Here is a 26,441-nt window from a genome sequence, read left to right on the forward strand (position 1 = left end):
TCTGTCCGCCGCCCGGCTCAGTTGTCAGTGATGGCTTCCAGCAGCCATTGTTCAGCGAGGGGTTCGCGGCGCAGTTCAAAGGTCCGCAGCGGCGAGTCCGACCCGCCGAGGCGAACTTGAACACGCCAGTGTTCGATATCGACGACGTTCCCGACGCCTACGGGGACGCTTTGGCGGGTTTCCCACCAGGAGTCCCTGGTGAACCAGTGGACGGGTTCTTCGGTGATGGCCCAGATGCGTCCGTCGTGGCGGACGGCCAGGGGAGTGCCGGTCTTGGTGAAGCGGACGTCCACGGGGGTGTTCAGGGTGGGGGCTTCTGGGGTGATGGTCATTAAGATTCGTTCCTTGGTGGTGCTGGGGTGTGGTGGTTAGGCGGCTTTGACGAGGGGGAGTTCGTCCCAGTGGGTCGTGTATCTGGGGGAGAGCATGTCGCGTTTCATAGTCCAGTCCGGCCCACCCCGGATCCCGCCGTGGCCCAGGCCGATGGACCCGCGGCCGTACCGGCGGGTGACGTCCTCCAGCAGGGTTCCGATGTGGCGTTCCTCGTGCGGGTTCTCGAACAGGGACAGGGGTGCCTGGTTGCCGGTGGGGCGCAGGTCGGTGACCATGATGCCCGCCCGGGCGTACCGGACGCCCTCAACAATCCGGGGCAGGAGTGCGTGGCCGGCTTTGGTCAGGATCACCGGGTCAGCGGTGGGCATCGGCAACGGCACACACACCGACGGGTACGAGGTGTCGTTGGGGTTGAAGTGCGAGGTTCCGGCGAACGCGGTGAGGACTTTGGCCTGCAGCCCGTGTTTGGCCAACCGCGCCGATGCCTGCTGCCCGTACACGGACATGACCTGCCGGATCCCCGCGACCGTGGTGATGGGTTTGGCGAAGGACCGGGAGAAGATCAGCTGGTCCCGCCCGATGCGTTCTTCTTCCATGGGGATGCAGGGGGTTCCCTGCAGTTCCAGGACGGTGCGCATCACGACGACATTGAACTTGTCCCGGATCGCCACGGGGTCGGCCCGGACCAGGTCGGCGATGGTGAAGATGCCCATCACGTTCAGCCGCCTGGTCAGCCTGCCTGCGATGCCCCACACCTCTTCGACGGGCAGCCGGCCCAGCAGCGCCTCGCGCTCCAGGGCGGGGACGGAGTCCCAGTGGCACACCCCGCCGAAGGCCTTGTTGTTCTTCGCCCACTTGTTGGCCAGCTTCGCCAGTGTCTTCGTCGGCGATCCCGACGCAGACCGGCACGCCGACGTTCCGCCGGACGGCCGCTTTCATGGCCCGGCCCATCGCCAAAAGCTCGGCGGGGGTGCCTTTGACGCCGAGGAACGCCTCATCGATGCTGTAGACCTCCAGCCAGGCAGAGTACCGGCCTAACAGTTCCATCACCCGCGCGCTGATGTCCCCGTACAGCTCGTAGTTGCTCGAGAGCGCGACCAGGCCCCATTCCTTCGCCCGTGGTGCGAGCTTGAACCATGGCTCACCCATGGCAATGCCGAGGGCTTTGGCTTCGGGGGAGCGGGTGACCGCGCAGCCGTCGTTGTTGGACAGCACGATCACCGGCCTGCCTTCCAGGGAGGGGTTGAACGCCCGCTCCGCGGAGGCGTAGAAGCAGTTCACATCCACGTGCGCGATCTGGGGCATGTGCCGCATCAGAGCCGGCTTAGACATCACGGGCCCTCAGACGTGGTGCAGGCAGCGGATAGCGGTACCCCAGATGGTCAGGTCCGATAGGGCCGGCACCACGATGTCCGGATACGCCGGGTTTTCCGCCTGCAGCACCACCCCGGTCGGGGTGATCCGCAGCCGCTTGATCGTCAGCTCCCCGTCCAGCACAGCCACGACCACGGACCCGTCGTGCGGTTCCAGCGCCCGGTTCACGATCAGCTCGTCCCCGTCGCTGATGCCCGCACCTTCCATCGATTCCCCGGACACCCGCACCACATAGGTGCTGGTGACGTCTTTGATCAGGTGGGCGTTCAGGTCGATCCGGCCATCAAAGTAGTCCTGCGCCGGCGACGGAAAGCCCGCGGCAATCGTCACCGGAGAGAACAGCACCGACAACAAAGAAACGCCCGCGTCTATCACACGGGTACCGAGAATAACGCCCACGACACACCTTTTTTCGAAAATATGTTCGAGTAGTTACTGAGTGTACTCCGGGGGCCGGACATTCGTGCATGACGGGTTTCGGGAGGCTAAGCCGGGGCGGGTTGTACACAATGGGGACAGCTTTGAGTTGGGCGGAGGGCTCCACCTGCCCGCCAGTGTGCACAACCCGCCGCACCGGACATGGAGTCTGGTCACCTGGGTGCCCGGTCTTATCCCCGAAGGGGGATTGCCTGCTGGTGTGCTCAGCAGCCGCGGGTGATGTCAGGAGAGGCGGCGGAATTCGCCGGGGCGGATCTGTACGAGGATGGGCAGGGCCATCTGGAGGGGTTCGGCTCCGATCGGCTCGTCGAGCAGGTCGTTGACCGATGTTTGCCCTTCCAGCTCTCCGGACGAATCCCGCTCCATGGTCATGACCCTAGGCGGATCTCACCGCCGGCATCCCGTTCGACACGCGCCCGGTCCCTGTCGCCGCGCCCTCGGGCATCTACGGCGAGGAATGGGTCTTGCGTCGGCCGCCGCGGTGGCCCCTGCCTTCCCGCCAGCCGGGCAGGAGGGTGTTCAGCTGCTGTTCTTTGGCCGGGTCCATCCTTCCGGCGCGGTAGTCGATCCGTTGCCCGTGCAGCCACACCCCAAGGGTCCGCTCTGCCTGATCGCCTGTTTTTTGATGTCGGGGCCAGTCACCGCCGGCGGCCCTTATCCTGTGGAGTTCCTCCAGCCGCTGGTGCCACCGTTTCTCGTCCTCGGCCTTGCGGGTTGAAGGCTTATCCCATCCAGGAATCACTGCGAGTGCATACCGGTAGGTGGGGGAGAGGGTCCCCTCGGCCGCGTCCCGGCAGCGGTTTGCCAGCCAAGAGGCCAAGGCACGCTCCCGTGCTGCCTTCGCGTGGCTGACCGGCAGCCGGCCATGCGATTCGTGGAAGGCAAGGATGTCGGCTAGGTTCCGCAGGCCCGCCTCGGATTTCCGCCTGGCAGGGGGCTGGGCGGCTTTGTGTTCGTCCCTGATGCCCGGGTCTGCCTTCGCGGCGATCTGCAGGTGGTACCGGACGGTGGTTTCGGCGACGCCGGCCGCGGCGGCGATCGTCGATGTCGGCGTACCTTGCCGGTACTGCCGGACAAAGTCGGGGTGGGGCGATGGGCGCCGGGCCTCTGTCATGGTCGTCTCGAGGGTCCCTTCGGCGGGACGGTCCGCTTCAATTCAGCGATCCGTAGCCGGAAAAAAGTGATGACCAGGATCAGGACGTAGATCGCCAGACCGATCAGTACTGCCATCACGACGATGTAGAGCACCGCGAGGATGCCGAAGCTTGGACTGACGTTCATTGATTCCCCCAAAATTTGTTTAGGCCGTAGCCTACGCCCGACCCCAACATTGCTGCGCAGGACACAGGGCAGGCTCGCGGGGCTCGCCCTGGTTTGCGCTGCGCTTCAACCAGTTGATGGGCGTCCGCTGGCGCGGCCGGCTGTTGGGTCCAGTGCCGGCTCCGCAGGGCTCCGCCGTCCCTGGCCCTGGTGTGTCTACGACGTTTTTTGGCTGCTGTCCTTCGGATTGTACGTGCCCGTTCCGGCCCCTCTAGCCCCTGTCGTTCCTCCCGGGGCCTGCGGCCCGGGAAAGTCTTCTCCGGCGCTCCTTCGTCGCTTATTTCCTTTCGAAGATTTCCCGGGTCTTGCCCTGGCGGGTAGACGGGACTCCACGGGCACAGCTACGCAAGCTTCGCCAGCAGCCAAAAAACAACTGTGAGTCTTTACGTGGCTGGTCTGGGACTAGCTGGCAGTGTTGATGCCGGTCGTTCTGCCCGGCGCGTGACTCGAAAAAACAATTGCCCTTGAGGGTGCGTTTCCCCCGATTTGTCCGCGCTCGGTGGAGCGGTCGGCGTTGATCTGTCCCACGTCGGTGGCTTGATTAGAAGCTTGCCCAGCCTCTGAGGTTGTGGCTCATCACAGTTTTGCCTCGAAGTGACTCTTCCCAGGTCCGGCGCCGGTCGTGCTGCGACTTGTCTTGTCCATTCGAAAGGAAGGAGGGTGGCCGCGTTGACTATCGTTGCGCAGACCCGCCCGTTCGTCATCGGCGTGGACTGTCACGCCCGCACCCATACTTACGCCATCATCGAGGCCAGCACCAAGCGACAGGTCGCGTGTGAGCAGTTCCCGACCACCTCGGCAGGGATTTCACGCGCACTCGCTTGGGTAGGCCGAAGGACAGACGGCGACATGGGGTGTCTGTGGGCTGTTGAGGGTATCGGCTCGTATGGAGCCCGTCTGGCCAGGGCAATAACCGACGCCGGTTACAACGTCGCCGAAGCTCCACGTATGAACGCCCGAGGCCGTCGAGGGCTGGGCAAATCGGACCCATTGGACGCCACAGCCATCGGAGCCGCTGTCCTGGGCTTGGAGGAGTCCCAACTACGGGTTCCGCGACGGGATGAAGGAACCCGTGCCGGGCTCAGGATCCTGAGTGCTGCCCGGGATCAACTGACGCGGGAACGAACAATGAATGTCAATGCACTTATTGCCCTCCTCCGGGCACATGATCTTGGAATCGATGCCCGTAAACCTCTGGTCCCCGCCCAGATCAACACGATCACCAGATGGCGGGAAAGGCAGGAGCAGATGGAACTAGCGATTGCGCGGGAGGAAGCGATTCGGTTGGCGCGCCGCGTTCTCGAAGTGACCACTCAGCTGGCTGCTAATCAGAAACGCATGACTGAGCTGATACAGCAAAGTCCCGCCGCCCCGCTGCTGGAGATGGTGGGCGCCGGGACCGTTTCAGTCGCTGCCGTCCTGACAGCTTGGTCGCATCCAGGAAGGGTTCGCAGCGAAGCTGCCTTCGCGTCATTGGCAGGGGTGAATCCCCTGCCGGCCTCAAGTGGTAACACTGTCCGGCACAGGCTCAACAGAGGCGGTGACAGGCGACTCAATCGTGCCCTGCACATCATCACCATGACGAGAATGATCCACCATCCCGAAACGCGGGAGTACGTTGCCAAACGCACTCAAGAAGGCCGTGGCTACCGGGAAATTCGAAGATCCCTCAAGCGCTACCTTGCCCGAATCCTCTACCGTCAGCTCAACACCCTTTACGCCTCTATAGATCCAGCCCACCAAAATGTTGCAGCGGCAGAGCCCAGCCAACTCGTCGGAGCGTATCGCGATTCCGCGCCACGCCTAGGCCTCATTGCTGCCCCAGCGTCCTAGCGTGATGATCGCCTCACGCAAGGCGAGCCCGCGATCGGTCAGCGCGTAGGCCCGGGTGTTGTGCCGGAGGGGCAGGCGGGACAGTACACCGGCGGTCTCAAGCTCGCGCAGACGGGTCGCGAGTATGTTCGTCGGCACTCCGAGGTCGCGCTGCAGATCGCCGTAGCGCTGCGGCCCGTTGAGCAGCCGCTCCACGATGAGCAAGGCCCACCGCGCTCCAACGATATCGAGGGCCGCGGCGAGATCGCTCACTCGGTCGGATCGTCGTCCGGCTTCATCCAAAACGGCGAGTAGTGGTAGCCGTCGGGGTCGTCGAACTGGCGCTGGTACATGAAGGGGTAATCATCGGTATCACCGATCCGCCCGCCCGCGGCACCGGCGCGATCGACGAGCTCGTCGACCGCCTGACGGCTGCCGAGGTCGAATGAAACCGTGACCTTCGAGGGGGTGTCGGGTCCGCCGACGAGCTCCTCGGCGCCGCCGACGCTCGCATACATTTCGCGGCTGCCGAGCATGACGTACTGCTCGGGCGCGATCGCGAAGCATGACACGTTGTGATCGGACATTTCCGGGTTGAGGGTCCAGCCGAGGGCGGTGTAGAAGGCGGTCGCGCGCTCAACGCTCTCGACCGGGCAGGTGATGAAAAGGCTCATGCGGCTCATACTTGCAAAATGCAAGTGCGACGTCAAGATCTAGTTAATTGGCTCGTATCCCTAGGGATTCGAGGCGTTGAGTTTATGAGACACAGGAATTCAGCTGTCCCGTAAGGGGACCTGTGCGCGCGTGCCGTACCGGACCCTTTCTGCAGCCGCTAACTGTCGGCAGTTACCGATTCCAGGACAGCCTGAAAGGCTGGACTGATATGGACCGCCAGGCCGCCGTCCTCGCGGAAGTAGGTAAGTTGTTCGTAGCTTGTACCGTTCCACCAGAAGACGTGCGGACTTACCGGTCCGGCAGCATCGGCGAATCCCAGAGCCGTAAAGCGGGCCATTCCATTGACCGCATTGATGACGGCGTTGTCTTCAATGATGTGCCAGACAACTTGGTGCCGGTTCGGGATGCTCATAAGCCACCCGAACTGCTCTTGAGCGCGTTGACCTGTGAGTTCTACTGCCAAGGAAGGAAGAAGCAGGGCCCGGCTCGCAGTGTAAACAGACTCACCTAGGAGGGCATTGAAGGTACCCCCTCCGGGTGCGGGGAGGATTTCTAGCTGTTCGGGCTCCAACCCGCGGAGGTTTTCGAGGCCCTGCCTTTCGAGGGCTTCCCATCCTCCGAACTTGTTCGCATTGTCATGGTTGAAAACGGCAACGGTCTCGGGGAGGTCCAAGGCAAGCATCTGGACGATGCCGGGCGCGATCTCCCTGTGTGGGTAGCTTTCGATCCCTGGGATGCTCGCCTCGTCGTAGAGGCGCGCGAAGGTCCGCTTCAATACCTCTGAGGGCGTCATGACGTCGAAGGGATCGGGTGCTTCGAAGCTGGCCAGGACACGTTGAAGGTGGTCGCGGATTACGTCTCGCCACGTGGACTGCGGCTGCTCATTACAAGCGGCAGCTACGTTCCAGAAGCCAAACTCCCGTCCCGAGTCATCGACAGCATGACCAGCGTGGACATGGACCTCGAGTCCCATTTCGGCGAAGACTTCGCGCGCGATGGCCCGGAATTCATTTGCCTTGGAACCCGTGAAGAACGTCAGCTCGGAATCATTCATCTTTGCTTCCGAAGATTTTCTCTTGAAGATACCCACAAGTTCGCTTTCGTAGGGACGGTCGATGGACGCCAGTCGGCTTCGAAAAGGTTCGTCGGCCGTTTCTTGGGCTCATTGGTGTATAGGTTTGGTCAGGTTCAGGCTGATGGTCTGGCCCGGCGCCAGCTCTCCGGAGGGGAGGTCGGCGAAGTCGTACCAGACGCGGTCTGTGCCGGTGAGTGGCCGGTTCGCCGATTCCAAATCCGCAATCTCCGGCACTCCGAATCGGAAGGCGATCTGACGCTCTGTGTCCCCGGTTGCCGTGGTGTAGGTCAAGGGAATGCCGTCGGCGTCGGTGGTGAAAGCGCCATGCGAGCCATCGATTGTAACGTCGCCGGGCATGAGCCTAACCTTGGTGCCTACGGGGATAGGCTGACCAGCGGTCAGGGTCGGATTCCACCGGAGCAACTGGTCGGTAGTGAACCGGAATTTGTATCCGAGGCTGTCGAATGAGTCGCCTTCGCCCGTGGTGTAGAAGACCGTCTGGCCGAAGGAGTTGTTGACCGAGGCGCCCGAGCCGGACCTGCTGTCCACCGGCTTCTTCTGCAGCTGGATGACCTGGCCCGCCCGGATGAAGTAGACATTGCCCTTCTCGTACGTGAACGCGACCTTGTTCGCTTCCGCCAACTGCTCATCGGTCAGGTTGAACCGGTAGGTGATGGCGGCCAGGCTGTCGTCGGGCTCTATTGTGTAAGCCGTTGGAACGCCGTTTGCGTCAACCGTGGCAGCGCCCTTGGCGCCGGGCATGGGACCGTCTGGGATCAGCCGTAGCCGTGTGAAAGGAGTGAGGGGAGCTCCGGGCTGGAGTCCGTTGAACCCAGCGACCTTCGCCTCGGATAGCTTGTACGCCGCCGCAACGGCCGAGAGGGTGTCTCCCGGAACGGTGGTGTAGAAGTCCGCGTTGCCAAACGAGTCCCGCACGGTTTCTCCACTGAGGGCCGGCTTCGCGGTGGAAGACGCAACTGCTGTGTGGGTGGTCTGGACGGCAGCCGGTTCCGCCTGGGTTGGAGCACCCTCGTGAGTGCACCCCGCCAGTCCCAGCGACAGCACAACAACCAGTGCTGGCCGGGCCAGGGACAGGCCCATCGCTTTCTTTGATGTCCTGCTAGTTCCCACCATGGATGCGCCCCCCAATAAGTCCGGCGTAGCCGGGTCAAGGCCCACAAGGGACCAAAAGCGAGCCTAGTGGATAAGGCAAGCCCAGCACCAAACTCAGCGAACTCTGCACCGGACTCGGCATCACCGGCCAAACCCTCAACCGTCACGTCTCCCCCATAGGAAGCTGCGCCCTGCGGGTGAAAAACCGATCAGCAGCGGTTCCATGCTGGCGAATCGTCCCGCCCGTAACCCGGTCCCTCACTGCGACGACCCAGCTTTGACCTGCTGGTGTCGTTTTCAAGTCGACTGCACAGGCACCCGCGGAATTGCGGGATAGTGCAGACGAGTATGGACACTGAAATGTCAGAACTGCCCTGGACGGAAATGCATTCTGCTCAATAGTCCTCTGCACCAAACAGTCTTTTTTCAGAAGTCGCCTGCACCAAACCAGCAGGAACTACTTCTTTGGTGCCTCGGTCGCGCCTGTTGCCGGGACCCATCGGTAACGGGTGGGCGCGGAGACTCCAAGGGTGTCGGCGACCTCCCGGGGAGTTGTTCCCTGGTTGAGGAGCTTTCGGGCTGAACGGATCTTGGCATCCGTCATGATGCGTTTGCGTCCGCCGACCGTCCTTGTTCGCGTGCGGCCTGCAGTCCGTGCCTAGCCCTTGTGGCCGTTGACGGCTGGGCGTAACGTGCCCAGCACAAAGTTCGCCCTTGGAGGCCTCCATGTCCGTGCTGCTACGTCGCGCTATAGCCTCGGCATTGATCGTGTCAGTCGGACTACTCGGGCCAGTCGGCCTAGCGGCGTGCACCTACGAGGAGCCCTCCCCCGCACCAACTACGGGGGCGCCCTCCCCCGCACCAACTACGGAGGAGCCCTCTCCCACACCAACTACGGAGGCTGGCACGGTCGCACCGCTGCCGTGTAGCGGCGACGTCGGCCCCGGCTGCGACTTCGACGCCGGCACGTACCTCGTCACCAGCTTCGCGGAGCCTTTCGAGATCACCGTCCCGGACGGCTGGTCTGGCGGCGGCAGGGGCGTGGGCAAGTACGACCTGGATCACCTGGATGAAGGGGCGGTCTTCGTGGGTTGGTGGCCCGCCGACTACGTGCCGATGGACGCATGCGCGTGGCAGGACGCGCTCGTTAAGCTCGATCCGTCGGCTGAGGCCTTCGTCGAGGCGCTGACGGCGCAGACGTCAACGGCGAGCACCCCTCCCGTTAAGGTCGTGGTGGGCGATTACTCCGGCTTCGAGTTCGACCACTTCGTCGAGGGCGACGTGGACATCAAAGCCTGCGACCGCGACAGGTTCTGTATCCACTCAGAATTCTCAAACGAATGCACGCGCTGGTACTCGTCTCAGGATGAACGCGAAACCTACCGGGTGGTCGACCTGAACGGCCAGCGCGCTGTGTTCTGGGTGGCCCAATACCACCCACTCATCAGTCCGGAGCTGACGAGAGAGGCTTGGGTGGCCTTCCACCCACCCATCAATCCGGAGCTGACGAGAGAGGCACGCGCCGTCTTCGACTCGATCGTGTTCAAGTCCGACAAGTGACCGGGATGCGAAAGGCGATCCCGCCCGCGGGTGCAGACCCCTTCTCTGAACCCACCTGGGGTGTCTCATAGCCTCAGTGTCACGAAACGCATGCGATACAAGACGACTCAAGGCCAAGGCTGAGCCATGTTTGAGCGTATAGACCCGCTCCGCGAGACGGGTGTACTTTGAGCTGTGGAAGGCTTCGGGCACTCTTCGGACGCCGACCGTGAGTTTTATGAGCTCCGCAGGCGGGCATACGGTCCGGATCCAGACATAAGTGTCGACCCTCCGGGCCTAGCGAGGTTGCGCGAACTTGAGGCGGCGGACCGCGCTGACGTCAATTCTCTGCCGGTTGCCCTGGCGAGCGAGAGTGTGCCAGATTCGGAGGCCCCCGCGGACGCTGCCTCGGTGGAACATCCGGTGCCGAGGTGGAGTCGCTTGTACTGGGCCGGTGCCGCACTGGTCCTCGCGGGAGGGATCGTTACGACGACCCTGCTGTTGTCCGCGCCGCGTCCTGATGCCACTCTTCATCCGAGCGGGGCCGCGGTCGATAACCGGCTTCCCGGACTGCTGCTTAGGGGAGCACCCCTGTTGAAGATCGAGGTTTCAACCCTCCGCGGATACGGGTCGTATCTCGGTCTCGAGATCTATTCCGGGGTGAACGCGTTTGACTCGCCGTGTCTGGTGGCACTGCACCGGGCGAGCGGTAATCTCTCAGACGTTCGCTGTGCTCCGGCTCCAGCAGATCTCATGATGGACGTCGCCTCATCCCGGGATGGGTTTGAAGGATTCGAAGGACGCGCCGGCGACGGCATCATCCGATTCGTACTTCGTGACGACACGGTGGATGCTTACGTCTACCTCATCCCGGAGGCGGGCTGATGGACCCATCTTCACCCCGGTCCGACGCTCAGCGGGAGCTGGACGAGCTCCGCAGGAGGGCATACGGTCCGCATCCGGATATCGAGTCCGACCCCGCGGCACAGGTAAGACTGGCGGAACTGGAGGCGGCACGCGCCGCGAGTCCCCGCGCCCTCACCGACACCGACGTCAGAACACCCGCTGCAGCCCCGGATTCCGGTTCAGTTGCTCACCCCACCAGGACCAGGTTCATTGACGAAGTGCCGGACCCCGCAAACAGTATTGCGCCCGTGGCGGAGTCCAGGATTGGATCGATGTGGTCGACTTGGCGTCGTTTGACGGCGACACGAGTACGCCGTTACTCATTTATAGCCGGCGTGCTGGCAGTCTTGCTTGCCGCTGTGTTCACCGTGGCATCGATCCTCAGGCCGCATCCCGATGCCACATTGCATCCGATCGCAGACGAGGCTGACAGCGATGTTCTCACAATGCTGGAATTCCTCTCAATGCTGGAATTCCCTTGGGGGGAAGCTGCCGGCCAATCCAGCTTCCGCGGCTATCAACAGTATCGGGGATTCGAACCCTGGTTCTTCGTGGACGGACGGGGCTACCGGTGCTTCATGCTCATCGATCGTTCCGGCCCTTTTGTAGACGGCGCCAATTGTGTGCCGCCCGGGGTCGATCTTTTTGCAGACGTCGGCGGGCAAACCCATTCGGGTGATGATGCCGTGATGGGCCTCCCGAAGGGGAGCGTCGTTCGGTTCCACTACCGCGGCGACTCCGTAGACGTCTTCCTCTACCCCGCATCGTCGGAGGCAGAATGAGGCCCGGGCCCGGAGAGACGGGCGCCAGCTCAAATGCCCTGAACAGAAGAGCGCCAAAAATCTCCGAAGATCAGACCGGTTATCGCACCGTTTCCCGCGACTGGTGTGACCGACCGCGCGGTTCCGAAGGTTCCGGATTCCCACTAGATCGCCCGAAATATTGCCCGGTGATGGTGCCATAAACGATGCGGCAGCTTGTATGCAAAAACGACCGTTTTTGACAGTTGGTCGGCAAGCCTTCCGTTCCGGTGTGAATCGCGGCGATAAGTGGCGGCTTTTTCGCGGCGCTTAATGTCGCACTCTGGACCTGCCAGCCTGTTCCTAACGGGCGTCAGAAACATGAGGGTGTCCGCGGGCTCAGAGATTCCGGCGGAGGCTCTCTTCGACCCCTGTCTGGTACGAAAAGATGGTGCTTCGTTCCGGTTTGAAGGTATCCAAGTTTTGGTAGAGGGCGTCCAGCATCATGGTCAGCTCTATGTCGGACAGGCTGGACATGGTCAATTCCGGTCCTCTGGGGTCGGTGAGGATCGAGAGTAGTTCTGGGCCCGTCATTGCCACATGTTCGGGTTTCGCGGCCGTCGCTGCCCTTAGCCAGGTTATTGCTGCTGCCAGGAAGACAACATTGAAAGCCGACAACGGACGCATGGCGCCAGTCTAAGACAGGGCAGTGGGGTGGGTTGCCCCTGCTCGTTGCTGGTCGAACTAACCCGACAGGCTAAGTGACCGGCGTCGGCTGGGGGAGGGCCCCGGATTTCTCGACAGGACCCACACGACGCCGGCCACACCAGGTCGGACCCCAGACCCGAAACTCGCGCGTACTCCTGAACCCATAGTAGGGCTGCCCCCGTCCGGGGACTAGGCGTCCCGGTACCTAATACACCCACCCCATCAAGTTCGATTCGCCGTGCATTCGAAGAAAGGTCTAAGGGACGGATAACAGGAAGCCTCCGAATTACTGGGAAGCGCCCGCTGGAGAGTGGGGGACGAAGGGCCGCTGCCTATTTGACGGGGCAGACGTAGTCGTAGTCGAGCCCGGCTGACACGTACTGGGTCAGTTTTACCTGGCTGCCAGGGGTGAGCCCAGGCAAAGAACAATTCGACTTCGCTCCCCGCAGCGTTTTGGCACCTGCAAGCCAGCTTGGCAGTCCCTCGAGGGAGCTGCCGAACGGTACGGTCCCGGCGATGGTTCCCCACTGCGAGCTTGTCGAGTAAATCCCGACACCGGCGGTAACTTTCTTGAAGTAATAGACCATCCCTTCGAGGGTCGCCCGGTTCAGGGCTGTGCTGTCAGTCTCCCCGGTCTGCCAGCTGTTGCCCGTCTCCACATCAAGCCACCAGAAATAGCTGCCCGGGTAATCCACGCCTCGCTCCCATGCGTCCTGATAAGCCCTCACGTAGCCGTACACGTATGAGCAGGCGAGGTCGACTGCGCCCGCGCAGGTCTTATAGTGATCTGGGACCGGAACCACTACGTCTTCTCCATAAACGTTTTTATAAACGTTGGACGTTGGCCACCAGGAGCCCTCGTGTCCTGGGTTGGCAGTGTTCACGTATAAAGAAACTTTGGGCTGGGTAGGGTGGAGCCCGGTGGTCTTTGTCTTAGCCCATTCGATCTGCTTAGCGAAGCAAGGGTTGTTGTTACTGGCCAGTCCACCGTTCACGCCCACGATAGCGAATGCCTGATCAGCGGGAAGGGTAGTCATCTTGTCGCACTGGGGCCAGGAGATGTCGACGCCCACCAGGTCCTTATTCTGGGACGGCGGCCCCGCTGCCACCGGAGCTATTCCTGTGGCTAATAGCCCGATAAGGACCAGGAACGCGCCCGCCATTCTCATCCCGAAACCGGTCATGTCCAAGGCTCCCGTCACCCATGTGTCTGATACGTCGAGGTGGTAAAACTTTACGCTCGGGCGGCAAGGGGAGACACTGCAAGAACCCCCTATTACGGCCGCCAATAGAAGTAAGTAGTGGGACTAAGTCCGACTGCATCTCGTACTGCGCCGGGCACCCTCAGGGGTCCCCGTTACTAGTGACACACCCAAATGCGGGCCCACGATGCCCGTGAACCGGTCGATCACCGTGCTTTGGAAGCCCTAGTCGCCATTAGCCCAACTCTGTGACTTTCGGCCGCTATTTGGCGGCGTTTCTGATCGAATAAGTGGCGCGTAGAACCACCACGGGCGAGGCCCTGCCTGGTCCCACCGTCTCGTATCTCTGGGTTCGTGACAGGACGCTTTACACCCCCTGCTCCTCTTGCCATCGAAATGGTAAGTGTGCTTAGTATTGTTCCTGGGGGAAGCCAAAAGGCCGTAACACCAATCCAAGGAGACAGTATGGTTGCCAAGGAAAACATTGACGCCCTGCTCAACGCCGGCGGAAACGTTCTGAGCGCTGATGGGGACAAGATCGGTTCCATCGGCCAGGTCTACGCGGACGATGAGACGGGTCAGCCCACCTTCGTTACCGTGAAAACCGGGCTTTTCGGCACGTCCGAGTCGTTTGTCCCGCTTGAGGGGGCGCGGACCGAGGGGAACGACATCGTCGTCCCCTACGGCAAGGACCAGGTTAAGGACGCGCCGCGCGTCGCCGAAGATGGTCACCTTGAACCGGCTGAGGAAGAGCGGCTGTACGCGCACTACAACCTCGGCGGCGGCACCTCCTACACCGATACGACTGCCAGGACCGGCACCGCCGACGCGGGCGAACGCCGCGGCACGGTCGGCCATGACACCTCCGGCCCCACGACCGATGATGCGATGACCCGCTCCGAAGAACAGCTGCGCGTCGGCACCGAGAAGCAGGCCGCCGGCCGGGCCCGGCTGCGGAAGTACGTTGTTACCGAGAACGTCACCAAGACCGTCCCGGTGCAGCGTGAAGAAGTCCGGATCGAACGCGAACCCATCACCGACGCCAACCGCGGTGCGGCTACCAGCGGTCCCGACATCAGCGAAGAAGAACACGAAGTCATCCTCCACGAGGAGCGGCCGGTGGTGGAAAAGGAAACCGTACCGGTTGAGCGGGTCCGCCTGGACAAAGACACCGTGACCGAAAACGTCACCGTCAACGAAGAAGTCCGTAAGGAAAATATCGAAACGGACGGAATCGACGACACCCGCCGCTAAACGATCAGCTGCCAGAGGGCCCTGGCCACGCCCGGGCCCTTTCGCACGTCTTCCCCTCGCACGGGCCCCTTTCCTGCACCACGAACTCTTAGATGCCTTGCGCCAAGGCAACTGCTGTTGAAAGTCCCGAGGAGCAGAAGCGATGATAGGTCTGCCCGTGAAGCAGATGCGGTGCAAAAGCCTGTCCAATAAACTTCTGTAGCAGACCGGAAGCACTCGGACCCCAGGTGGTCCGCCGCCGGCCGCGCTAAAGCAGGACGCTGGCGGCGGACTCCGCCGCTTCAACGACCGGGGCAGCCACCCATCGCCCACGACCTGTCACCTGTAAAGTGGACGTAACCGAGAAGGCCGGGGGCTCGAATGGATAAAGGGCGCGTTTGCCTTGTCGTAGAAGATGACGACGACATCAGGTCACTGATCAGTATCGTGCTGACCCGCGCGGGTTTCGAAGTGCGGGCCGTCCGCACAGGCGCCGAAGGCATCGCCGCAGCAGCCGATCCTGCCGTTTCCCTAATTACTCTGGATATGGGCCTGCCTGACATGGACGGGCACGTCGTTGCCCGCGCCATGCGTGCGCTGAACAACGCCCCGCTACTGTTCCTGACCGCCAGGGCCGAAGATGATGACGTTATTGCAGGGATGGCCTCAGGCGCAGCTGCTTACCTTACGAAACCCTTCCGCCCCAAGGAGCTGGCCCAAAAAGCCAGTGACCTCTGCCCCGCTCCTATGGAACGCACCGTAGCCGAGGCACAACACACCGCATAAAGGGACCCTGCCTGCCAGCTCCTGCAAACCCTGCAGAACCAGAACATCCGGATGTCGTAACTCAGTTCGCCCTTCTGCGGCTTTCTTCAACGCCTATCTCGTACCAGAAGATCGCATCCGGTTCCGGCGCACGAGTATCAAGGTTTCGATAAAGAGCATCCAGAAGTCGGGATAGTTCTTCATCCGACAAAGCGGAAGTAACCTCGGCCGGCCCTCTGGAATCGCCCATGATCTTCAAAAGTTGCCTGTCCGTCATCGCGCCGACGATTCCAGCCGGCAGTCGACTCCGTGTCGCTGGCGACCGCCTCGATCCATTCCAGAACCTCGGAAAGCTGAGGGCCGTCCGCTGATTCGCCAGCCCACCACGCAGGATCGACCGTACCGCCCGTAAACGCAGGGATGTTGGACTAACAGGCGGCCGCAGCGGCTGACCTTGGTGCTCGATGAGCCAGGTGCGGGTTCCCGACTGGAGCATTGGCCACCACTTGGAGATGCTCATTACTGCAGTGTCGCACCGAAGAAGCCGGGGGCATACAGCTTCCCAATGGCGGGAGCTGACTCCCCCACTCGGTCTTTACACCGCAGCCAGCTCCCGGGCGGATGTTCCCCCATCAAATGTTCAAGAACACCGCCACGCAAATCCTCCGGCAGGAGCGGACTCCCCGTCAATGCAAGCACCTGCGGCCGCATGGTGCGGTTACCACCGTTTGACCTGAGGTTATGTCCCCAGTCGCATTAGGATCGTGGAAGAACGAACCTAGGGGAAAAGTCTGTGGAACCGATCGTGGTCAATGGCGGCAAAGGCGCCGTGTCACGTTCTTGATTTCTCGAACACTAAGGCTTCAACCCTGATTGCTCTCAGCGATTGCTCTCGGCTGCCGTTCAATCCTATGGATTGGCTGCGGGGCAGTCTGAACCATTGATCAGGCTAATCATTCGAACCTGTAAATTAGAGATTCAGCATCGCATCTGTATCGGGGGAAAATTTGGGCACAAAGAATTGGACTTACACTCTGAGGCTCGCTGTGGCCGTTGTGGTATGTGTTGGAGCGGGCATACTTTGCAGGTGGTTACTTGGTGCCGGTTGGGCTAATTTTTTCGGTGCCCTCTTCGTTGCTGTGGGCGGTTTTCTCCTCGTTGTGGAAAGGGATCGGAAATCAGCGTCCCCCGGTGTGGTGGGACTCGCATTTGTCACCTTTGGCGGAGCTCTGATTGCCGTCGCCGCCGTGCCGCTCAATTGACAGGAAGGCCCAGATTGGCAGGAAACTCATTATTAGGGAATGCAGCCCAGACCTGCCCGTAAGCCGGTCCCTTAGCGCGACAACCTGGATCTGACTTGCGGTTTTGCAGAGGTGGAGTTTGAGGTGTCCCGTATACCCTGCCCGCAAAACTGCCCTAAACGCTACACACCCAAACGTCTCAAAACCCTTGGGATACGAGACGTCTCGTATCCCAAGGGTTCCGGCGCGTCCTTGAGGGTCCGGTTTCCTGTGAAGACACGCGGCTTTCGCAGCACCCGGCCATTCTCATAACTATGTCTCGAAACCCTCTGCTCGAATCGGCATACTAGCTATTAGTTACGAGAAACACTCGGAGGCAGGCATGTCGAAGCTTATTGGCTATGCACGCGTTTCGACACGGCAGCAGTCCACGGACCGGCAGCGTGTGGATCTGCTGGCGGCAGGCGTTCGACGCGATGACCTGTACATCGACCATGGGTTCTCCGAAGCGCGCGCATCTCGACCACAGTTTGATCGAGCACTGGACGCGCTCATGGAAGGTGACACCCTCGTCATCACGACTTTGGACCGGCTCGGGCGATCCACGCAGAACATGCTCGCCCTCGCCGATGAACTCCGCAGCAGGGGAGCGGGTCTGCGCGTGCTGAACCTGGGAGGAGGTGACGTCGACACCTCAACGCCGATGGGCTCAATATTGTTCACGATCATGGCCGCCCTCGCGCAAATGGAACACGAGATCAAGCGCGAACGAATTACGGACTCCATCAACAAGCGACGCGAGGCTGGCTCGGGCCTTGGCGGCCGGCCCCGCAAAGTCACTGATAGCCAGATTCAAAATGCTGTCCGATTGGTACAAGATGGAGAGCCCGCCGCGCAGGTCGCCAGAGACCTGGGAATGTCGCGGGCAACCTTCTACAGGCGGTCACGAGCCCTTGGCGGCCAGCAGGCTGCCATTTAGCAAGACAATGCCGGCCCTATCGCGCTGGTGCCTTTCCTCAGCCGAATTCCGAGCGCTCGGCAAACTTCGGCGAATCACAGCGCTGGGCGCTGTGTAATGGTCCTCGCTTCGCTCGGGCTGTAGAAGCGTTCTTCTTGTCTTGGCTGCTGTCCCAAGGGATTGTACGTACCCGCTCCGGCCCGTCTAGCCCCTCCGTGAACTCCGGGGCCCGCGTGCCGGGATTTTCCCTCCGGCGCTCCTTCGTCGCTGATTTCCTCCGGGAATTTCCCGGCCCTTGCCCAGGGGTAGACAGGCCTCCTCGGGCACAGCTCCGCAAGCTTCGCCAGCAGCCAAAACAACGGGGGAGAGGGGAAGCTGGCCGGTCACCTAAGCCGCCCCGCCCGCCGGATCCTCAGCAAAGGACGAGAGAACCCATGAACGATCGCATTGCACGCGCAGCCCTGACCCGACTCTTCGAACCCGTCGACCGTGTCGGGCAGGCCCTCGTGGGCAGGCTCGGTGCGTACGCAGCGTTGAGGCTTGCCACCGGCGCGCAGCCCGTACACGCCATTCCGGAGGCCACAGTCGAAGAACTGTCAGAGGCCTTGAAGCGCTGGGCGCCGCGGGTTCCCGAGCTCGACCCGGAGGAGGACCTGGCCAGGATCGAACGCCTGGGCGGCGGGTTCCTCATCCCAGGAGATGAACACTGGCCGGAGGGCTTGGACGATCTGCCTGACGCCCCGTACGGGCTTTGGTACCGGGGCAACATCGACAACGGCATCCCGGCGCCGTCGAAGTGTGTGGCCCTGACCGGATCCCGGGACGCGACCAGCTACGGCGCCTCCGTGACAGGGGACATGGCGTACGGGTTGGCCCAACGTGGAATTTGCGTGATCTCAGGGCTGGCCTACGGCATTGATGCGCACGCGCACCGGGCCGCGTTGGCCGGGAGCCAGGGGGAGGGACCCGCAACCCTCGCGGTTCTGGCCGGAGGCTTGGACCGGGACTACCCGTCGGGTAACGCTGATCTTGCGGCCGCTATCCGCGGCAACGGCCTGACGCTCTCGGAGCTCCCGCCCGGTTCCGCCCCGACTCGGTACAGGTTCTTGCAGAGGAACCGCATCATTGCTGCCCTCGCAGGGGTGACGTGTGTCGTGGAGGCTCGCTGGCGCTCAGGGGCGCTGAACACCGCACATCACGCGGAGACGATCGCCCGGCACGTGGCCGCCGTCCCCGGAAGCATTCACAGCGCCAACTCCGCAGGATGCCACCGGCTGCTGAAAGAAGGCGGAGCCGTGCTGGTCTCCGATGCAGCCGAGCTAGCCGAGCTGCTCGCCAGCTAAGACTCCCCAGGTGGCCGGTCCTTCCCGGGCCGGTCACCCGCGGGCGGTCCGCCGCCTGTTGGCGGCTTAAGCGTTGGGTCACCGGCGGCGGACCGCCGTTCGCAAAACCAGGCACCGGTTCTGCTGCCGTCCGCGCCCCATCACCGTGCCGGCTCACTTTGTAGATCCGTGGCCCGGGGAAGGCCTGTTCGCAGAGCTCACAGGAACGGGCGTCCGCTTCGCGGCCGGCTGTTGGGGCCAGGGCGTTCCGTCGCAGAGCTCCGGACCCCCTGGCCCTGTCTTGTCTACGACGTTTTGGCTGCTGTCCTGACGGATTGTACGTGTCCGCTCCGGCCCGTCTAGCCCCTCCTTCGTCGGGGCCTGCGGTGCAGGAAATGTCCCTGCGGCGCTCCTTCGTCGCTGATTTCCTCCGGGAATTTCCCGCCCCTTGCCCAAGGTAGACAGGCCTCCGTCGGCCACAGCTCCGCAAGCTTCGCCAGCAGCCAAAACAACGGGAGGAAGGGGAAGCTGGCCGGTCACCACGAGCCGCCCCACCCACCGGATCCTCAGCAAAGGACTTTCATCATGAACGATGCCATCCGCATCTCCAGCCCCGCCGACATTCTCGGTTTCATCCCGCACTCCCTGGGGTTCGTACCGCGGGAATCCTTCGTGTTCCTGACCATGCGGGGCAAAAAGCTGGGCGCGACACTGCGCGTCGACGCCCCCGGGTTCGCCGAACCCGCCGGTTTCGCCCGCTCCATGGCCGACTACCTCGCACTTGATACTCAGGCCACGGCGGTGCTGCTGGCCATCTACACTGCCAACACCCCCGCCCTCGGACAGCCACGCCCCTTCCACGACCACGTCGAGGCCGTCATCGAGATGCTGGAGGGCGCAGGTACCCCGCTGCAGGACGCATGGCTGGTCACCCCGTCACACTGGCAAAACCTGCTGTGCGACAGCGACGCCGGGTGCTGCCCGCCCGAATCACTGGAGACCATCACTGACGGGCAGCTGAACGCTGAACTGGTGTTCCGTGGCAGCAGCTACCAAAAGACCCCGGGCACCACTTACCCGCCGTTCACCGGACCGGCGGATGCCATCGACCGAATCCGTGAGGCCGTCTTCGGGGTGTTCGCCGGAGAGCTGCACACCGGCCGGGAGCTGTGGGCGGACGCCCTGACCCGAGACGGATGGACCGACCCGGACACCGCGGTCGAACTGGTGGCCTGCTTCCAGCGTCCGGACCTGCGCGACACGTTGCTCTGCAATGTCATCGACCCCGAACGGCCCGACGCCGAGGACAGTGGAGACCTGCTGATCGGGCAGGGCATCACGCCTGACTGGGACCGGGTCGACCGGGCACAGCAGCTGGCACGGGACCTGATGAAAACGGCCCCCGACGGCTACCGGGCACCGTTGCTGACCCTGATCGGCTGGTTGTCCTATCTCAAGGGACAGTCATCACTGGCCGCGGAGCACTTCACCCTCGCGATCGAGGACAGCCCCGGCTACCGGCTCGCTGGGCTGCTGGAACAGCTGGTGAGCCGGGGGACCGTCGCCCCGGTCGCAAAGAACCAGGCAACCGCCTACAAGCGGCACCGCTAAGTACAAACAGGGGCCGGGCCGGGAAAAGGGTCCGGCCCCTTGGGTGCGTCGGCGGCCTCCCCCGCATGCGCTCCTCCGGCCGCCGATAAACGCTGCCGCGGGCGCAGCACCACAAGCGGCAACGGGCCGGACGCCGGGCTACAGTGGAAAAGGAACGCGAACCACTAAGAGCCTGGGGGCCAGCAGATGAGCCACGAGTACATCCTGACGGATGATGATGCCGCACCCGACGATGCCACCCATTCCCAGGACGTTCTCGAACTCTCGATGTTGACCATGCCGCAGCCAGGTGCCCCCATCGTTGATATCTCCTGGGAGAAATCCCCGCTGGACCTGTAAGTTCCGCAGCGATCACGCTGCACCGCAAGTTTCCTTTTGCTGAGGGAAAAACTGAGGCCGGCCCCAGGGGCCGGCCTCAGCCTTTTAACCGCTGAAAAGGACCTCGCTTCGCTCGGGCTGTAGTAGCGCTTTTCTGTTTTGGCTGCTGTCCTGACGGATTCTTTTAGGCGCGCCGACTTGCAGAGGCCATCCACCAGCAAGCGGCGGCCAGAGCACTGTTAAGCACCGCAATATAGATATCGCCGGCAGCAGGCCGACCAACGATCAGGTCCACGGCCACCAACACCACCGACGCGACCGCGGCAACACTGAACACCACAGCCAAGATCTTCATGGACCTCCCGGGCGGCGGCCGCCAATGGTGGCATGTTTAGCTGCCATTAATCCGCGATCTACTGCTGAGGCCGGTTTCCAGGTTGCAATACTCGGGCAGATGCCCGCAGGGATAAAACCGCTCGAGCTGCGAAAGCCGCTCCCGCGAGAAGAAGGATGACTGCCGAAACGACGGAGTACCAAGCTCCGTTGAAACTCAATGCGATGTATACGCCGATGAGAGAGAAAACAACTGCCCCCAGCGACCAAACGAGCGTTGCTCTTCTGGTGTTGTTCATGGCCCAAGCCTAAGGGACCAAAAGATCAGATCGGGCGTCCGCTTCGCGGCCGGCTGTTGGGGCCAGGGCGTTCCGTCGCAGAGCTCCGGACCCCCTGGCCCTGTCTTGTCTACGACGTTTTGGCTGCTGTCCTGACGGATTGTACGTGTCCGCTCCGGCCCGTCTAGCCCCTCCTTCGTCGGGGCCTGCGGTGCAGGAAATGTCCCTGCGGCGCTCCTTCGTCGCTGATTTCCTCCGGGAATTTCCCGCCCCTTGCCCAAGGTAGACAGGCCTCCGTCGGCCACAGCTCCGCAAGCTTCGCCAGCAGCCAAAACAACCGGGGGGAAGGGGAAGCTGGCCGGTTACCACGAGCCGCGTCCGCACCCGTTTCCACCCGCTTGACAGACATAGAAGCGTCGGGGGGAGAGGGGAAGCTGGCCGGTCACCTTTGGTCGCCCCACACACCCAAACTTCTCGGCAAGAAGGAGCAACACCACATGAACGCAGCACCCACGCTTGAAATGCTCGACCCGGCAACCCTGACCGTGGACATTAACGTCCGCAAGGACGCCGCCCTGACCGCTGACTTCATCGCCAGCATCAAGGAACACGGCGTGATGGAACCCGTCATTGCCCACCGCAAGGAGGATGGCGTCGTGCACGTCCTGATGGGCCAGCGCCGCACCCGCGCGGCCGTCGAAGCCGAGCGGACCCTCATCCCGGTCCTGCTCATCGACTCGCCCGAGGAAGCCGAGCGCATCGTGACCCAGGTCGTGGAGAACATCCAGCGCGCCGAACTGACCGAAGCGGACGCCTACCACCAGCTGTCCCTGATCGGCGTCTCGGCGGCCGCGATCGCCAAGAAGACCGGCCGGACGAAAGACAAAGTGGAAAACGCCCTCAAAGCCAAGGCATCCACCACCGGGAGCAAGGCCCTCGAGAGCGGCTACACCCTCGACATGGCCCTCGTGCTGACCGAGTTCGAAGGAGACCAGGACGCCATCGAGGAACTTGAATCAGTCATCCGCGACGAGCCGCAGTATTTTGACCACATTGCCCAGAAGCTTCGGGACGACCGGGAATCCAAGGCTCAGCTTGCCGCGCTGATCGAGGAACTCATTGCCCAGGGCAAGGCGATCGTCGAGGACGCCGGGCACTACGCCGACGAGGAGAACCTGTACGTCTCAGCGGCCAACCGGGCGGACGGGGAACCGGCCACCGACGAGGACGCCAACGCCTACGTGATCAACACCAACTACCGGGGTGAACACAGGGCCGAGCCTGTCATCTCTGACTGGAAGGAACTGGGCTTCACCCCGAAGTACGAACGCTATAACGGCGGCGGGACGCAGGCACAGAAGGGCCCGATGACTGAGGACCAGAAGACAGAGCGGAAAACCCTGATCGCCAACAACAAGGCCATGGAATCGGCCACCAAAGTCCGGCGCGAATGGGTCAAGACCCTGCTGGCCAGGAAGCAGGCACCCAAGGGCTGGCAGTACTTCACCGTCCACGCCATCACCCACCACTCCGAAACCGCCAGCGGCTACGACGGGAAAGTTGCCGCCGAAATGATTGGTGCCAAGGTTGAAGAGACCGACCGGTGGGGATGGAACCCGCTCCGGGACCACGTCGCCAAAACCGAAGCACGGCCCGAGTTCTCCCTGATCGCACTGGTCTGCGCAGGGTATGAGAAAACCATCGCCAAGGACTCGTGGCGATCACCAAGCCAGACGCACCGGGACTACCTGAACCAGCTGGTCACGTGGGGATACACCCCCAGCGAGGTGGAGAACATCATCCTCGACGGCCCCGAGCCTGCCGAGGACGACGCGGCCGCATAAACACCCTTGCCGGGCGGAAACCCCGCCCGGCAAGACCCCGGCCACTCACCACGTAGGGGGCCGGGAACCTTTCAGAAGTCGGGCGGTCCGCCGCCCAGGGCGAACCACAGCAGCCACTCACCAGCGGCGGACCGCCGATCCACGCACCTTTTCCCTCGCGTCACCAGGTGCCGCGCTCCAGGGACAACGATGTTCACCCGGCAGCGGCAGGCACCATCGAGAACATTCAGCTAGGCTGAATCCGTTGATTTCCTTTGCCGAGGAGAACGTAGAAGGGCCGGCTCATTTGAGCCGGCCCTTCTTGTGTCCCCAGGCGCTGGAGCGCCAGGGGTGGCTTAGCGATCAGCCCGGGACGTTCCGGGGATCGTTGCCGTAGCTGTTCTTGGATCCGATCTGCCCGTCCTGGTTCTTGATGACGTGCTCGACCTTGTCAGCCTGGGCCGCGTCCCGGCCGACAGCTGCCGCTTCATCTTTGGTGCCGTAGCCGGCGCCGAACGCGCGGTCAGCGCCCTCGCGCTTGTTCTTCCACGAACCGTCTTCGTAGTACGTCTCGATATCGCCCTGAGCCATTGCACACTCCCTCTGCCGTTCCGAATCCTGCATTTGCTGCCCACATGTGGATAGCGAAAAGCCCCGCAGCACGAGTCGTAAAGCGGGGCCTCCCTGGCAACCACTCCGCCTGATGGGGGACAGGCGGAGAAGCTGACACCAACCTAATAGCAAGCATGCTTATCTTTCAAGTTGGCACGCCCGGCGCCACCGTAAGCTATGCACAAAAAGAGAACTCATTGGGGGAGAGTATGGACCAGTCGATCGACACTGACCAGAAAAAGAAATTAGCGGCCTGGAACAAACGCTGCGGAATCCTATGGCTCAAATACTTCGCCATCGTGCTTGTCCCGATATTTCTGCTGATGTTCCCGTTCGTCCAGGTGCTCAATTACTTTCTGGACGTAACCCGCCCCCTGGTCACCGGGGAGCTGGTCTACGGCCAGCCCGGATACTACGAGTACCAGGCCGCAAAGGACCAGGCACTGATTATCCTGGCCGGCCTCCTTGTCCTCGCCGCAGCCCACTATTACCTCTGCAACCGCTGGTGCAAGAAAGCAATCCGCACCCTCGGGCTGCCGCCCGGAAACACCACCAGATGGAACCGCTGGGTATTAGGAAAGGCGAAGGACTCTTAGAGACAGGCCCGGGAACGTTTCCCATGGTCCACACCATGCGCTGCCGACGCACATCCGCTGTGGTCGTTCTTCCTTCAGCAGGGACGACACCTATTCACTACTCCCACTCCAGCCGGGTGCGCACACCCCACCTCCGGGGGGACTTCTCAGGCACAGGGGGGTGGACATTAGGGAACCTGCGGGGATGACCACAGTCGCCGGCGGCGCCCACCCACCGTTCGTCTCCGTGGTTCAGGCCCGCACGAAATTGCATATTTCCTGAAACAAAAGCGCTCCTAAAAACCTCTGGTATAAGCGGTAAAAGCCCTATTCATTCAGTTGAATGATTGCTAGAATTGAGGTAGCAAGTCAACCAGACGAACGAAACTCATTTGATACGAAACCAGGTGCTGATAATGACTGCAACACCGACCGCTTTCACGGTTTACACCAAGCCGGACTGCCCCAACTGCGAGAAGACGAAGGACTACTTCGACTACAAGGGCATCACCTACACGGCCGTGGACATCACCGAAGTGCCCGCCGCACTGGAGTACATCACCGCCGAACTCGGCTACTCCCAGGCGCCCGTCGTCGTGAACAACTCCGATGACCAGGACCGCTGGTCCGGGCTGCGCCGCGACAAGCTTGTCCAGGCGGCCATGAGTCACAAGGCAGCGTGAGGACCGTGACCACCCCGCGCCCGGTCGTCGGGTACAAACTCAGCCCACGGATCCCGTTGGAGGTGGACCTGTTCCGGCAGGTCAACCCCAGCGGCAGGATCTACCCCGACGTTGTGGAACCCTACGTTGTGAAACCCGCCATTGTGGAACCACTCAACGTGGACCTGTACGACGGCTACGCCGTCCCAGACGAGGGAGGGGACGATCGGTACCTTGAGGCGATCAACCGCGCCCCGCTCGGGGAGGGCGGTGTCTGGGATGCGCACACTGCGAACCAGTACCAACCCAACGACCTCACCCACGAAGAACCGGGTGGGACCCAACCTCAGAACGAACCCACAACACACACCGAGAACATCACCAGCACACGAGGAAAAGGAACCATCATGGCCGGCGAAACCACGATTACTGTCATTGGAAACCTGACATCAGATCCAGAGCTGCGCTTCACTCCGAGTGGGTCGGCCGTAGCGAACTTCACCATTGCCTCAACGCCCAGGACCTTCGACCGGCAGTCCAACGAGTGGAAGGACGGGGAGACGCTTTTCCTCCGGGCCAGTGTCTGGCGGGAAGCGGCTGAGAACGTGGCCGAGTCCCTGACCAAGGGCACGCGCGTGATCGTCAGCGGTCGGCTGAAGTCCCGCTCCTACGAAACCAAGGAAGGCGAGAAGCGTACCGTGATCGAGCTCGAAGTCGACGAGATCGGCCCGTCCCTGCGGTACGCGAACGCCAAGGTCAACCGCACCCAGCGCAGCAACCAGCAGGGCGGACAGACCGGTGGTGGTTTCGGCAACCAGGGGAGTGGCAACCAGGGCTCAGCCTCGCAGGATGACCCGTGGGGCATCCCGGCTACCAGCAACGCCGGCAGCGGCTGGGGCAACGGCCCCGACTCCGAACCTCCGTTCTAAACCCTTACGTACCTGTCGGGGTCAGCCGATACGCTGGCCCCGACAGGCGCACCACCGGTAGACCACGAGCAAAGGAACCACACCATGACGCACGCAGATGACCTCCGCGCCTGGGCAAGGGGCATGTACACGATAGAGGCGGCCACCGAGCTGCTGATTCGGGGCTTCGGTGGGAAGTTCGCTGCTCCCGGCAATCCATGGGTGCACACGAGCACCGAACCGCAAGGGCCCGGCCAGGTGAGTGCGTGGATCGACTTCGCCTCCATCCCCGAAGAGGCTGGCGTGCTCTCCGGTGGCGAGCGTCGTTTCCTGCTGCTGGCCGCGTCACTAGCCGAGGACGTTCCGGTCACCCTGGGTGACCTCGTATCAGGGCTGGACCGGGAGAACTTGGACTTGGTCCTTGCCGCGATCGCGCATGCCGGCGGCAGCCATCAGCACTCCGATATCCGCACCAACGCGGACGGTTCCATGTCACTGGGGAAGGGCTATTTGGACAGCCTGCACCCGTGGCCGCACGTGCTGCGTGCGGTCAAGTAACCCCGGGGT

At 62.4% G+C, this 26,441-nt stretch carries 29 protein-coding genes and 2 pseudogenes; 15 read left to right on the plus strand and 16 right to left on the minus strand.

Annotation, left to right across the window (positions count from 1 at the left end):
- Positions 1 to 17: 17 nt before the first annotated feature.
- The 6 genes and pseudogenes from AC3A4Z_RS12950 to AC3A4Z_RS12975 all read right to left on the minus strand — a co-directional run bounded on the left by AC3A4Z_RS12950 (position 18) and on the right by AC3A4Z_RS12975 (position 3,426).
- A complete protein-coding gene (locus tag AC3A4Z_RS12950; protein ID WP_498711914.1) occupies positions 18 to 332 on the minus strand; it encodes a hypothetical protein in 315 nt (104 codons plus the stop codon).
- Between the two features lie 36 nt (positions 333 to 368).
- Positions 369 to 1,665 (minus strand): annotated as a pseudogene (locus AC3A4Z_RS12955) (Y-family DNA polymerase).
- Positions 1,666 to 1,674: 9 nt separating this feature from the next.
- Positions 1,675 to 2,106: a LexA family protein gene (locus AC3A4Z_RS12960; RefSeq protein ID WP_498711915.1), complete on the minus strand. Its 432-nt coding sequence runs from the start codon at positions 2,104 to 2,106 to the stop codon at positions 1,675 to 1,677.
- A 261-nt stretch (positions 2,107 to 2,367) separates the two neighbouring features.
- Positions 2,368 to 2,511, minus strand: a complete 144-nt coding sequence (locus AC3A4Z_RS12965; RefSeq protein ID WP_237430637.1) for a hypothetical protein — start codon at positions 2,509 to 2,511, stop codon at positions 2,368 to 2,370.
- A 79-nt stretch (positions 2,512 to 2,590) separates the two neighbouring features.
- A complete protein-coding gene (locus tag AC3A4Z_RS12970; protein ID WP_498711916.1) occupies positions 2,591 to 3,259 on the minus strand; it encodes a helicase associated domain-containing protein in 669 nt (222 codons plus the stop codon).
- Positions 3,256 to 3,426 carry a hypothetical protein gene (locus AC3A4Z_RS12975; RefSeq protein WP_498711917.1) on the minus strand — a complete coding sequence of 57 codons (171 nt, stop codon included), beginning with the start codon at positions 3,424 to 3,426 and terminating at the stop codon, positions 3,256 to 3,258. Before AC3A4Z_RS12975 ends, AC3A4Z_RS12970 begins: the two co-directional genes overlap by 4 nt.
- Before the next feature lie 708 nt (positions 3,427 to 4,134).
- Here AC3A4Z_RS12975 and AC3A4Z_RS12980 point away from each other — a divergent pair.
- A pseudogene (locus AC3A4Z_RS12980) lies at positions 4,135 to 5,178 on the plus strand (IS110 family RNA-guided transposase); the annotation flags it as partial.
- 90 nt (positions 5,179 to 5,268) lie between these two features.
- Here AC3A4Z_RS12980 and AC3A4Z_RS12985 read toward each other — a convergent pair.
- The 5 genes from AC3A4Z_RS12985 to AC3A4Z_RS13005 form a co-directional block, all read right to left on the minus strand.
- Entirely contained in the window at positions 5,269 to 5,550 is a 282-nt protein-coding gene (locus AC3A4Z_RS12985; RefSeq protein ID WP_498711918.1) for a winged helix-turn-helix transcriptional regulator, read from the minus strand.
- A complete protein-coding gene (locus AC3A4Z_RS12990) occupies positions 5,547 to 5,951 on the minus strand; it encodes a VOC family protein (RefSeq protein ID WP_493969087.1) in 405 nt (134 codons plus the stop codon). The genes AC3A4Z_RS12985 and AC3A4Z_RS12990 overlap by 4 nt, the downstream gene beginning before the upstream one ends.
- 158 nt (positions 5,952 to 6,109) lie before the next feature.
- Positions 6,110 to 7,042 (minus strand): hypothetical protein, encoded by a 933-nt coding sequence (locus AC3A4Z_RS12995; protein ID WP_498711919.1) that lies wholly within the window; start codon positions 7,040 to 7,042, stop codon positions 6,110 to 6,112.
- 72 nt (positions 7,043 to 7,114) lie between these two features.
- On the minus strand, positions 7,115 to 8,161 hold the full coding sequence (locus tag AC3A4Z_RS13000; protein WP_498711920.1) for a LysM peptidoglycan-binding domain-containing protein: 1,047 nt from the start codon (positions 8,159 to 8,161) through the stop codon (positions 7,115 to 7,117).
- A 436-nt stretch (positions 8,162 to 8,597) separates the two neighbouring features.
- Entirely contained in the window at positions 8,598 to 8,744 is a 147-nt protein-coding gene (locus AC3A4Z_RS13005) for a hypothetical protein (RefSeq protein ID WP_498711922.1), read from the minus strand.
- A 110-nt stretch (positions 8,745 to 8,854) separates the two neighbouring features.
- Between AC3A4Z_RS13005 and AC3A4Z_RS13010 the strand changes: the two genes are divergently transcribed.
- The 3 genes from AC3A4Z_RS13010 to AC3A4Z_RS13020 all read left to right on the plus strand — a co-directional run bounded on the left by AC3A4Z_RS13010 (position 8,855) and on the right by AC3A4Z_RS13020 (position 11,367).
- Positions 8,855 to 9,700, plus strand: a complete 846-nt coding sequence (locus AC3A4Z_RS13010; RefSeq protein WP_498711923.1) for a hypothetical protein — start codon at positions 8,855 to 8,857, stop codon at positions 9,698 to 9,700.
- 174 nt (positions 9,701 to 9,874) lie between these two features.
- Positions 9,875 to 10,564 carry a hypothetical protein gene (locus tag AC3A4Z_RS13015; RefSeq protein ID WP_498711924.1) on the plus strand — a complete coding sequence of 230 codons (690 nt, stop codon included), beginning with the start codon at positions 9,875 to 9,877 and terminating at the stop codon, positions 10,562 to 10,564.
- Positions 10,565 to 10,920: 356 nt separating this feature from the next.
- Positions 10,921 to 11,367 (plus strand): hypothetical protein, encoded by a 447-nt coding sequence (locus tag AC3A4Z_RS13020; protein WP_498711925.1) that lies wholly within the window; start codon positions 10,921 to 10,923, stop codon positions 11,365 to 11,367.
- Positions 11,368 to 11,724: 357 nt separating this feature from the next.
- Here AC3A4Z_RS13020 and AC3A4Z_RS13025 read toward each other — a convergent pair whose 3' ends face one another.
- The gene (locus AC3A4Z_RS13025; protein ID WP_498711926.1) at positions 11,725 to 12,012 is read right to left on the minus strand and encodes a hypothetical protein; all 288 of its coding nucleotides are present in this window, start codon (positions 12,010 to 12,012) and stop codon (positions 11,725 to 11,727) included.
- A 353-nt stretch (positions 12,013 to 12,365) separates the two neighbouring features.
- The gene (locus AC3A4Z_RS13030; RefSeq protein WP_498711927.1) at positions 12,366 to 13,217 is read right to left on the minus strand and encodes a glycoside hydrolase family 25 domain-containing protein; all 852 of its coding nucleotides are present in this window, start codon (positions 13,215 to 13,217) and stop codon (positions 12,366 to 12,368) included.
- 483 nt (positions 13,218 to 13,700) lie between these two features.
- Here AC3A4Z_RS13030 and AC3A4Z_RS13035 point away from each other — a divergent pair, with 483 nt between their 5' ends.
- Positions 13,701 to 14,489, plus strand: coding sequence for a DUF2382 domain-containing protein (locus AC3A4Z_RS13035; RefSeq protein WP_498711928.1), 789 nt, complete (start codon positions 13,701 to 13,703; stop codon positions 14,487 to 14,489).
- Between the two features lie 360 nt (positions 14,490 to 14,849).
- Positions 14,850 to 15,254 (plus strand): response regulator transcription factor, encoded by a 405-nt coding sequence (locus AC3A4Z_RS13040; protein WP_498711929.1) that lies wholly within the window; start codon positions 14,850 to 14,852, stop codon positions 15,252 to 15,254.
- Between the two features lie 61 nt (positions 15,255 to 15,315).
- On the opposite strand, the gene AC3A4Z_RS13045 is transcribed toward AC3A4Z_RS13040, so the two are convergent.
- Positions 15,316 to 15,753: a hypothetical protein gene (locus AC3A4Z_RS13045; protein WP_498711930.1), complete on the minus strand. Its 438-nt coding sequence runs from the start codon at positions 15,751 to 15,753 to the stop codon at positions 15,316 to 15,318.
- A 1,103-nt stretch (positions 15,754 to 16,856) separates the two neighbouring features.
- Between AC3A4Z_RS13045 and AC3A4Z_RS13050 the strand changes: the two genes are divergently transcribed.
- The 4 genes from AC3A4Z_RS13050 (at position 16,857) to AC3A4Z_RS13065 (ending at position 20,704) form a co-directional block, all read left to right on the plus strand.
- Complete coding sequence (locus AC3A4Z_RS13050) at positions 16,857 to 17,453, plus strand: recombinase family protein (RefSeq protein WP_498711931.1); 597 nt, start codon at positions 16,857 to 16,859, stop codon at positions 17,451 to 17,453.
- Positions 17,454 to 17,866: 413 nt separating this feature from the next.
- A complete protein-coding gene (dprA, locus tag AC3A4Z_RS13055) occupies positions 17,867 to 18,775 on the plus strand; it encodes a DNA-processing protein DprA (RefSeq protein ID WP_498711932.1) in 909 nt (302 codons plus the stop codon).
- Positions 18,776 to 19,339: 564 nt separating this feature from the next.
- The gene (locus AC3A4Z_RS13060) at positions 19,340 to 20,365 is read left to right on the plus strand and encodes a DUF4192 domain-containing protein (protein ID WP_498711933.1); all 1,026 of its coding nucleotides are present in this window, start codon (positions 19,340 to 19,342) and stop codon (positions 20,363 to 20,365) included.
- A 186-nt stretch (positions 20,366 to 20,551) separates the two neighbouring features.
- The gene (locus AC3A4Z_RS13065) at positions 20,552 to 20,704 is read left to right on the plus strand and encodes a hypothetical protein (RefSeq protein ID WP_498711934.1); all 153 of its coding nucleotides are present in this window, start codon (positions 20,552 to 20,554) and stop codon (positions 20,702 to 20,704) included.
- A 163-nt stretch (positions 20,705 to 20,867) separates the two neighbouring features.
- Here AC3A4Z_RS13065 and AC3A4Z_RS13070 read toward each other — a convergent pair whose 3' ends face one another.
- Positions 20,868 to 21,038: a hypothetical protein gene (locus tag AC3A4Z_RS13070; protein ID WP_498711935.1), complete on the minus strand. Its 171-nt coding sequence runs from the start codon at positions 21,036 to 21,038 to the stop codon at positions 20,868 to 20,870.
- 753 nt (positions 21,039 to 21,791) lie between these two features.
- Between AC3A4Z_RS13070 and AC3A4Z_RS13075 the strand changes: the two genes are divergently transcribed.
- Positions 21,792 to 23,138, plus strand: coding sequence for a ParB/RepB/Spo0J family partition protein (locus AC3A4Z_RS13075; RefSeq protein WP_498711936.1), 1,347 nt, complete (start codon positions 21,792 to 21,794; stop codon positions 23,136 to 23,138).
- A gap of 342 nt (positions 23,139 to 23,480) precedes the next feature.
- Here AC3A4Z_RS13075 and AC3A4Z_RS13080 read toward each other — a convergent pair whose 3' ends face one another.
- A complete protein-coding gene (locus AC3A4Z_RS13080; RefSeq protein ID WP_498711937.1) occupies positions 23,481 to 23,708 on the minus strand; it encodes a DUF2188 domain-containing protein in 228 nt (75 codons plus the stop codon).
- 230 nt (positions 23,709 to 23,938) lie between these two features.
- Between AC3A4Z_RS13080 and AC3A4Z_RS13085 the strand changes: the two genes are divergently transcribed.
- From AC3A4Z_RS13085 to AC3A4Z_RS13100, 4 genes are all read left to right on the plus strand, one after another.
- Positions 23,939 to 24,325, plus strand: a complete 387-nt coding sequence (locus tag AC3A4Z_RS13085; RefSeq protein ID WP_498711938.1) for a hypothetical protein — start codon at positions 23,939 to 23,941, stop codon at positions 24,323 to 24,325.
- 395 nt (positions 24,326 to 24,720) lie between these two features.
- Entirely contained in the window at positions 24,721 to 24,987 is a 267-nt protein-coding gene (locus AC3A4Z_RS13090; protein ID WP_498711939.1) for a glutaredoxin family protein, read from the plus strand.
- A 5-nt stretch (positions 24,988 to 24,992) separates the two neighbouring features.
- On the plus strand, positions 24,993 to 25,895 hold the full coding sequence (locus AC3A4Z_RS13095) for a single-stranded DNA-binding protein (protein ID WP_498711940.1): 903 nt from the start codon (positions 24,993 to 24,995) through the stop codon (positions 25,893 to 25,895).
- An 84-nt stretch (positions 25,896 to 25,979) separates the two neighbouring features.
- Positions 25,980 to 26,432 (plus strand): P-loop NTPase family protein, encoded by a 453-nt coding sequence (locus tag AC3A4Z_RS13100; RefSeq protein ID WP_498711941.1) that lies wholly within the window; start codon positions 25,980 to 25,982, stop codon positions 26,430 to 26,432.
- Positions 26,433 to 26,441: the final 9 nt, after the last annotated feature.

Source organism: Arthrobacter sp. Soil_C_49, assembly GCF_057656635.1.

What these genes read in the sequence shown, in the direction of transcription:
- AC3A4Z_RS12950 (WP_498711914.1), bottom strand. Translation starts at nt 332, where the DNA reads ATGACCATCACCCCAGAAGCCCCCACCCTGAACACCCCCGTGGACGTC.
- AC3A4Z_RS12965 (WP_237430637.1), bottom strand. Translation starts at nt 2,511, where the DNA reads ATGGAGCGGGATTCGTCCGGAGAGCTGGAAGGGCAAACATCGGTCAAC.
- AC3A4Z_RS12970 (WP_498711916.1), bottom strand. Translation starts at nt 3,259, where the DNA reads ATGACAGAGGCCCGGCGCCCATCGCCCCACCCCGACTTTGTCCGGCAG.
- AC3A4Z_RS12975 (WP_498711917.1), bottom strand. Translation starts at nt 3,426, where the DNA reads ATGAACGTCAGTCCAAGCTTCGGCATCCTCGCGGTGCTCTACATCGTC.
- AC3A4Z_RS12990 (WP_493969087.1), bottom strand. Translation starts at nt 5,951, where the DNA reads ATGAGCCTTTTCATCACCTGCCCGGTCGAGAGCGTTGAGCGCGCGACC.
- AC3A4Z_RS13000 (WP_498711920.1), bottom strand. Translation starts at nt 8,161, where the DNA reads ATGGTGGGAACTAGCAGGACATCAAAGAAAGCGATGGGCCTGTCCCTG.
- AC3A4Z_RS13005 (WP_498711922.1), bottom strand. Translation starts at nt 8,744, where the DNA reads ATGACGGATGCCAAGATCCGTTCAGCCCGAAAGCTCCTCAACCAGGGA.
- AC3A4Z_RS13025 (WP_498711926.1), bottom strand. Translation starts at nt 12,012, where the DNA reads ATGCGTCCGTTGTCGGCTTTCAATGTTGTCTTCCTGGCAGCAGCAATA.
- AC3A4Z_RS13030 (WP_498711927.1), bottom strand. Translation starts at nt 13,217, where the DNA reads ATGACCGGTTTCGGGATGAGAATGGCGGGCGCGTTCCTGGTCCTTATC.
- AC3A4Z_RS13035 (WP_498711928.1), top strand. Translation starts at nt 13,701, where the DNA reads ATGGTTGCCAAGGAAAACATTGACGCCCTGCTCAACGCCGGCGGAAAC.
- AC3A4Z_RS13040 (WP_498711929.1), top strand. Translation starts at nt 14,850, where the DNA reads ATGGATAAAGGGCGCGTTTGCCTTGTCGTAGAAGATGACGACGACATC.
- AC3A4Z_RS13045 (WP_498711930.1), bottom strand. Translation starts at nt 15,753, where the DNA reads ATGAGCATCTCCAAGTGGTGGCCAATGCTCCAGTCGGGAACCCGCACC.
- AC3A4Z_RS13050 (WP_498711931.1), top strand. Translation starts at nt 16,857, where the DNA reads ATGTCGAAGCTTATTGGCTATGCACGCGTTTCGACACGGCAGCAGTCC.
- dprA (WP_498711932.1), top strand. Translation starts at nt 17,867, where the DNA reads ATGAACGATCGCATTGCACGCGCAGCCCTGACCCGACTCTTCGAACCC.
- AC3A4Z_RS13060 (WP_498711933.1), top strand. Translation starts at nt 19,340, where the DNA reads ATGAACGATGCCATCCGCATCTCCAGCCCCGCCGACATTCTCGGTTTC.
- AC3A4Z_RS13065 (WP_498711934.1), top strand. Translation starts at nt 20,552, where the DNA reads ATGAGCCACGAGTACATCCTGACGGATGATGATGCCGCACCCGACGAT.
- AC3A4Z_RS13070 (WP_498711935.1), bottom strand. Translation starts at nt 21,038, where the DNA reads ATGAAGATCTTGGCTGTGGTGTTCAGTGTTGCCGCGGTCGCGTCGGTG.
- AC3A4Z_RS13075 (WP_498711936.1), top strand. Translation starts at nt 21,792, where the DNA reads ATGAACGCAGCACCCACGCTTGAAATGCTCGACCCGGCAACCCTGACC.
- AC3A4Z_RS13080 (WP_498711937.1), bottom strand. Translation starts at nt 23,708, where the DNA reads ATGGCTCAGGGCGATATCGAGACGTACTACGAAGACGGTTCGTGGAAG.
- AC3A4Z_RS13085 (WP_498711938.1), top strand. Translation starts at nt 23,939, where the DNA reads ATGGACCAGTCGATCGACACTGACCAGAAAAAGAAATTAGCGGCCTGG.
- AC3A4Z_RS13090 (WP_498711939.1), top strand. Translation starts at nt 24,721, where the DNA reads ATGACTGCAACACCGACCGCTTTCACGGTTTACACCAAGCCGGACTGC.
- AC3A4Z_RS13100 (WP_498711941.1), top strand. Translation starts at nt 25,980, where the DNA reads ATGACGCACGCAGATGACCTCCGCGCCTGGGCAAGGGGCATGTACACG.